This window comes from Pseudorhodobacter sp., assembly GCF_030452865.1.
Taxonomy (GTDB): domain Bacteria; phylum Pseudomonadota; class Alphaproteobacteria; order Rhodobacterales; family Rhodobacteraceae; genus Pseudorhodobacter.
In genome coordinates this window covers 1-6,130 of record NZ_JAKDLJ010000220.1, presented here as the reverse complement: position 1 = coordinate 6,130, position 6,130 = coordinate 1, and the positions used below count along the sequence as shown (strand labels likewise).

Annotated in this window: 6 protein-coding genes; all 6 read left to right on the top strand. The window is 61.2% G+C overall.

Annotation, left to right across the window (positions count from 1 at the left end; all coding sequences use genetic code 11):
* Positions 1-1,119 (top strand): tyrosine-type recombinase/integrase (locus L0H65_RS12785; protein ID WP_301459437.1); only part of this gene is annotated, 1,119 nt, incomplete at its 5' end.
* A 196-nt stretch (positions 1,120-1,315) separates the two neighbouring features.
* Positions 1,316-1,600, top strand: a complete 285-nt coding sequence (locus L0H65_RS12780; protein WP_301459436.1) for an AlpA family transcriptional regulator — start codon at positions 1,316-1,318, stop codon at positions 1,598-1,600.
* Positions 1,597-4,101, top strand: a complete 2,505-nt coding sequence (locus tag L0H65_RS12775; protein ID WP_301459435.1) for a DUF5906 domain-containing protein — start codon at positions 1,597-1,599, stop codon at positions 4,099-4,101. Before L0H65_RS12780 ends, L0H65_RS12775 begins: the two co-directional genes overlap by 4 nt.
* A gap of 627 nt (positions 4,102-4,728) precedes the next feature.
* Entirely contained in the window at positions 4,729-4,980 is a 252-nt protein-coding gene (locus L0H65_RS12770) for a hypothetical protein (protein WP_301459434.1), read from the top strand.
* On the top strand, positions 4,977-5,579 hold the full coding sequence (locus tag L0H65_RS12765; RefSeq protein ID WP_301459433.1) for a recombinase family protein: 603 nt from the start codon (positions 4,977-4,979) through the stop codon (positions 5,577-5,579). Before L0H65_RS12770 ends, L0H65_RS12765 begins: the two co-directional genes overlap by 4 nt.
* The gene (locus L0H65_RS12760; RefSeq protein ID WP_301459432.1) at positions 5,572-6,111 is read left to right on the top strand and encodes a hypothetical protein; all 540 of its coding nucleotides are present in this window, start codon (positions 5,572-5,574) and stop codon (positions 6,109-6,111) included. The genes L0H65_RS12765 and L0H65_RS12760 overlap by 8 nt, the downstream gene beginning before the upstream one ends.
* Positions 6,112-6,130 lie beyond the last annotated feature (19 nt).

The window sequence follows — 6,130 nt, the reverse complement described above, 5'->3', positions numbered from 1 at the left end:
GTCCTTGACGACAGTATGCGCAAGGCTCGCAAAACAGTGCGCCGGGCGTTCGCATCGTTTCCCGAAACCAGCGTGAAGGCGGCGCGCGAACAGGCCAAAGCAGAGATTGCCGAAATCCTGACCGGCGATCTGGCCGCAGATAAATCGAGGGGTGTAACCTTGGGGGAGGCATGGGCCCTCTACCGATCTGCCATTGTGCGCCGGGGTCGAAGCCCTGCCACAATTGAAAGCTATCGGAACGCCGTTGAAGCTGACCATCTTCTCGGAATCTGGCGCGACACACCTTTGGAAGATTTGGCGACCGAGGCCGGGGCGCGAAAGGTTGCGGCCCGGCACGATGCTATTTCCGCGAAGCATACGCACCCGCAACACGGCGGCACCTATGCCGCGAATGGGGCGATGCGGACCCTCCGTGTGATCCATAACTGGGCGCTTGAGCTTGGACACGTTCGCCCGAACCCTGACGGTTGGCACCCCACGCGGCAAGTGACCTATAACCCGGAGGAGCAAAACGGCGACAAGAAAGCGATGGACCTTTCCGACCTTCCCGCTTGGTGGCGCGCATACGGCACGATGGAAAACCGGGTTCGCGCTGAATTCCAGCTTTTCTTACTTTTGTCTGGAAGCCGGTCCGGCGCGATTGCGACGGCGCGCTGGAAAGACCTCGACGTGGCGGGGCGGCGGTTGCACATACCGACGCCCAAAGGTGGCAAAGCCCGGGCCTACGACATTCCGCTGACGCGCCCGATGCTGGCGTGCCTTGCGCGCGCCCGTCGCGCCGGAATGGTCTACCAGCCCGGTTTTTCGCGCGAATGGATATTTCCGGGCGATCCCTCGAAGGCGAAGCGCGGCACCGGCGATTTTGCCGGGCATATGTCTCTCTATGCGACGACCGAACCGAAGCTGCCTTGTTCGGGCCACGGCCTGCGCCACACCTATCGGAACGCCTGCGAATGGGCGGTCGTGAGTGACAACCTGTCGAAGAAATTGATGAACCATTCCCAGAAGGGAGACACTCACTCGGGCACCTATGGTAGTCGAGCGGGCGTCTGGAACCAACTCTTGCTTGCCCAAGCGAGGATAAGTTCGGTGATGATGGAAAATCTTCGGCAACAATAACCGACGGCTAGACGCAGGGCCATTTAACCGGATATAAACGGCCTACGACATACGCCAAACGACTATGGGAGCGGCGGTCCCGTAGGAACGTAAGAACCCCACACGCGCCGGGGATTCGACACAGCGGCGGCAACCCCAAATCCCGGGGCCGCCGCTTTTGATGCTGAGCGCGGCTCCTTTTCGAGGAGAGCCGCGAATGGAACACCCAATCGCCGTTGTGAAAGAAATTGCGCGTGAAGTCGCCGCCGAGTTGGCGGATGGCTATGCCACTGGCCGCTATGCGCCGCCCCCTGAATACCTGAACACTGCCCATGCAGCTGCCTTGCTTGGTTTAACACCCGGCGGGATGGAAACGATGCGCAAAGAGGGCCGTGGCCCTGCCTTTATCCGCGCTTCCGGCAAACTGGTCCGCTATCGTGTTACCGATCTGCGCAACTGGATGGCCCAGCACCGCGTCGAACCGGGCGAGGTGCGGGAATGACCGGGTCTGAAAACGAAAGCACCCCCGGCGCTGAGCAGCGGGCCGGGGGCGCAGAGGACAGGAACCATCATCATCACCCTGACAGCGCGATTATACCGCGCGGTGTTGAAGCGGGCGACGGCAAAGGCTTGTTGCCGGACCCTATCGCGATCCGCGAGGCGCTCGAAACCCTGCACCATGACGGTCCTTGGCACGTCTGCGCCAAGGCGGCAGACGGCAATTTCCGGGGCGGGTCGCACAATGATCTGACCGCAGCCATCGAAGGAGCGATGAAGGCAAATGTGCGCGACAACACCTATGTCTCGATTGCGACGCTGCGGCCCGGCTGGGATGGCGCAAAAGCAAAGAAAGAACACGTGGTAAGTGTCGGCTGGCTGTGGGTCGATGTTGATCCGCGTGCAGGCGAGGACCTCGAATCTGAACGGACGCGCATCCTTGCGCTGCTGACGGTGAACTTGCCCAAAGGCATCCCGATCCCGACGCTGGTAATCGACAGCGGACGTGGTTTTTGGGCACTCTGGCGGCTCTCTGAACCTGTCGTGTTGCCAGATGCCGGTGATCCCGGCTGGGTCGATGCGGTGGCCGACTTCGAGGCTCGCAACTATGCGCTTGAGATCGCTTTCGGGGCCGATGCCTGCCACGACATTGCAAGGGTGATGCGGCTGCCGGGAACGGTGAACCGCAAGCCCGGCGCAGGACTCTCGCATATATTTTCGGTGTCGGATACGACCTATGCGATTGCCGAATTTCCGGCAATTACGAAGACCGCACAGGCCAAGGCCGGGAAGTTATTGGTGCCCGCTAATCTTGGCGTCGAACTGCCTAAGCTCGAAAGCCTCGATGAACTGCCGTCCGGTGTGTCTCCCCGCACGAAAATGTTGATCGTTAACGGTGCCGATCCTGACGACCCGACCCGCTACCCGAGCAGGTCTGAAATCCTCTGGGCAGTGCTGTGCGATATGGTGCGGGCCGGATGTTCTGATTCCCAGATAGGAGCGACAATTCTCGACCCCGAGCACGGCATTTCTGCGCACGTCCTCGAACAGCCCAAACACCGCCAGTATGCGGCAGAGCAAATCGCCAAGGCGCGTGATGCGGTGGCCGAGGCTACCGACCCGTTGTTGATTGAAATGAACGCGCGCCGCGCTTTCCTGACACACGAGGCAGGAACTGTAAGGATCGCGGAATTTGCCTATGAACTGCTGAACCCCGAGGCATCGGACCCGGCAAAACAGCGCTGGCGTCGGGTTGTCTATATGCAGAATGCTTCCGACTTTCGCCTGACACACAGTAACCGCGCTGTGCGCGTCGGTGAAGACAAGGAAGGAAATGAAATCCGAAAGCCTCTGGGTGACGAATGGCTGCGCTGGCGTGGTCGCAGGACGCACCGGGCGTTGACCTTCGATCCCGGCGCAGGCGAAGTGGTCGGTGACAAACTGAACCTCTGGCGCGGCTTCGCCGTCGAGCCGGAACCGGGCGACTGGAGTTTAATGCGGCAGCACATCCTCGAAGTGCTGGCAGACGGCGACCAGGAAGTGGCGAACTATATCGAGCGTTGGCTGGCGCTGGCCGTTCAGAAGCCCGCAGTTCCCGCTGGTGTCGCACTTGTCTTTCGTGGTGGCCGGGGTGCGGGCAAGGGCATCTTTGCGCACTACGTCCGTGCGATGTTCGGCCAGCACGGCTTTTATCTGCCCGGGGCATCGGCTTTGGGAGCCAAGTTTAACGCCCACTTCCGCGACACGGTTCTGCTGTATGCGGACGAGGTGAAGTGGAACGGAAACAAGAACGCTGAATCCCTTTTGCAGGCGATCATCACAGAGCCGGAATTGATGATTGAGGGCAAATATAAGGAGGCGACCCTCGCCAAGAACCGCCTGCACCTGATTATGACCTCGAATGACGATTGGGTTGTGCCCGCCGGAATTGACGAAAGGCGGTTCGCCGTCTTCCGCCCGTCGAGCCAGCGACAGGGGCCACAGCACAAGCAATACTTCGATGCGCTTGGCGCCCAGATGGACGCGGGCGGACTGGCCGCGATGCTTTACGACCTGCGCGCGATGGATCTTTCGGGATTTAATCCGCGTCTTATGCCCGAAAGCCGGGAGCTTTCGCAGCAGAAACTGGAAGGTCTGACCGGACCTAATCGGGTTGTAATGGAAATGCTGATGGAGGGGATCGCACCGGGCGGCTTCTACCCTTCGGTGAAGGTGGGCCGCGACGTGCACCAGCGCGCCGATCCTGTGGTGCGGGTGCCTGCATTGATCTCGTGGGCCATCGACCAGCGGATGCTGCGCGAAGCCCCTTCTTCGCAGAAAATGGGTGTAGCCTTAAAGCTGCTTGGCATCGAAAGGCACAAGTTCTCGCAAAATGGCAAGGATGAAAGGGGATGGGGCCTGCCGCCCTTGGCGCAGGCGCGGCGCGTATGGGCCGAAAGTCTCGGGTTGCATGGTATCGACTGGCCTGACGCGGATGGCTGGATCGCTCCGCCGGGGGTCGAATAACGGCCCGACCGACTATCTGGCACCCGACCGAGGCCGATCCGCCCTCGGTCGGGTGCTAACCTTACGAAACTTTGGCAGAATAGGCGTCTGCCGACCGAGTAGGCCGACCAGACTGGCGCAGAAGACTTAGCCGGAGACTTTGCCCAGAAGGCGCGGCCCCCCCGCATTCCCTCCGCGTTTCTCCGCCTTAGGTCTTATCGGTCTACTCGGTCTTTAGAAATGAAATAGATAATAAAATTATGGAGATAACTCCCGACCCAGTTGACGACCGAGTTATGTCTTGCCGACCGACCGGCTGTTTGCTGCGCCCCGCTCTATAGACCGGCTGCCGCGCGCAAAAACATCGTAACCCGCGTTGTGCGCCCGCCCTAAAAGGCGACGGCTGATCTGGCAAACCGCCAAAATTGTCGATCCGCCGCACCGATCTGGTGTGCAATATCGCTGGCTATCGAACCACCCCCGAAATGTAGCGCGATCTGGCCGCCGCAAAGCCCACGTTTGCGGCCATTTATTCCCGTTCCGAAAGCAACCCCAGAACCGACCGTCTTGAGGGTGGATTTCGATAGACGGTGCCACTGTGTTCGCGGTATGTTCTGGCCTATGGTTGAGCGAGAAATGGAGCAAGAAATGAGACGACGCGGCAATATGGAAGACAAGATGCAGCAGTTCGTTCCCGGCATAGTTGAGGGGCAGCGCCAGTTTTACGTTGTCCCCGAGGTCGGGCCGGTGGAACGCCATTGGCTGGTGCCGGGCACCTTTGGGCCTCGGTCCTATGGCCCGACAATCGACCATCCTTTGGGCTCCGATCCTACCCCGGGCTGGTATGCCGCAGACGGCACACGCCTTGCCCGCGATCCGCGCGAAGGCGAAATCGAATGACCGCGCGCCGGGCTGCGATCTATGCGCGCGTATCGACCGGCGAACAGACCCCCGAAAACCAGCTTTTACGGCTGCGGGAAGTGGCCGAACGCGCAGGCTGGGCGATAGTGCATGAATACGTCGAAACGGCATCCGGTGCCAGCCGCGCGCGGCCCGGGCTGGACGCTATGATGAAGGATGCCGCGCGCCGCCAGTTTGATGTGGTGATGGCATGGGACGTGTCGCGCCTTGGGCGATCCCTGCGCGATCTGGTTGACCTGTTCGAGACTCTGCGCAGCGTCGGCTGCGACCAGTTCCTTGAACAGCAGGCCCTCGACACTTCGACCCCGGCGGGCCGCGCCCTATTGCAGATGTCGGGCGTGTTTGCGGAGTTTGAGCGCGCGATGATTGTTGAGCGCACCAAAGCCGGAATTGCGCGCGCCCGGGCGTGTGGCAAGCAGATCGGTCGCGCACCGGCCTCGGAGGCGATGAAAGACGCGATCCGGGCCTTGCGCGCTGACGGAATCGGCATGGATCGGATTGCGCGACAACTGAAATGCGGCAAGGGCCTGAGCCAGAAGGTTTGCCAAGAGTTCGATAAGGAGACGGCAAATGGATGAAGACAGATTTGATGCGGTGGCGCGCCGCGTATCGGATGGCACCCCCGGCGGTCCCGCTTACCGTGTCGGACGGCGGGGCCTGAAAATGGTCGAGGAATTGGCTTCTAGGGGCGTGGCAGAGGCTACGATGGCCAAGGCCCTGCGGATGGGCAAAGATGCATTCCGCGCCGCCAAGCGCCGCGATCCCGCCGTGCAGGAGGCAATCGACAGGGGCCGCGCCGTCGAACACGACAAACTTGTGGGTGTGTTGCATGATCTTGCGATGGCGGGCCAGTATGTCCCGGCGATGTTCCTCTTGAAGGCGCGGCACGGATACCGCGAGGGCGAACAGTTCGGGGCGAACGTGAACGTGAATATCGACACTGGCGGGGTCCTCGTGGTGCCGAATCGGATGACGATGGAGCAGTTTCTTGAGGCGCAGCGGCAGGCGGGCTTATATGGCAGCCCGATCCGGCCCGGGGCAGTCGAGCGCATCCCCGGCCAACACGCAATCGAGGGGGTGGCGGACCCTGAAATAGGCCGGGGCGATTAGGTGCCGCACGAGGCGAAAC

What these genes read in the sequence shown, in the direction of transcription:
- L0H65_RS12765 (WP_301459433.1), top strand. Translation starts at nt 4,977, where the DNA reads ATGACCGCGCGCCGGGCTGCGATCTATGCGCGCGTATCGACCGGCGAA.
- L0H65_RS12780 (WP_301459436.1), top strand. Translation starts at nt 1,316, where the DNA reads ATGGAACACCCAATCGCCGTTGTGAAAGAAATTGCGCGTGAAGTCGCC.
- L0H65_RS12770 (WP_301459434.1), top strand. Translation starts at nt 4,729, where the DNA reads ATGAGACGACGCGGCAATATGGAAGACAAGATGCAGCAGTTCGTTCCC.
- L0H65_RS12760 (WP_301459432.1), top strand. Translation starts at nt 5,572, where the DNA reads ATGGATGAAGACAGATTTGATGCGGTGGCGCGCCGCGTATCGGATGGC.
- L0H65_RS12775 (WP_301459435.1), top strand. Translation starts at nt 1,597, where the DNA reads ATGACCGGGTCTGAAAACGAAAGCACCCCCGGCGCTGAGCAGCGGGCC.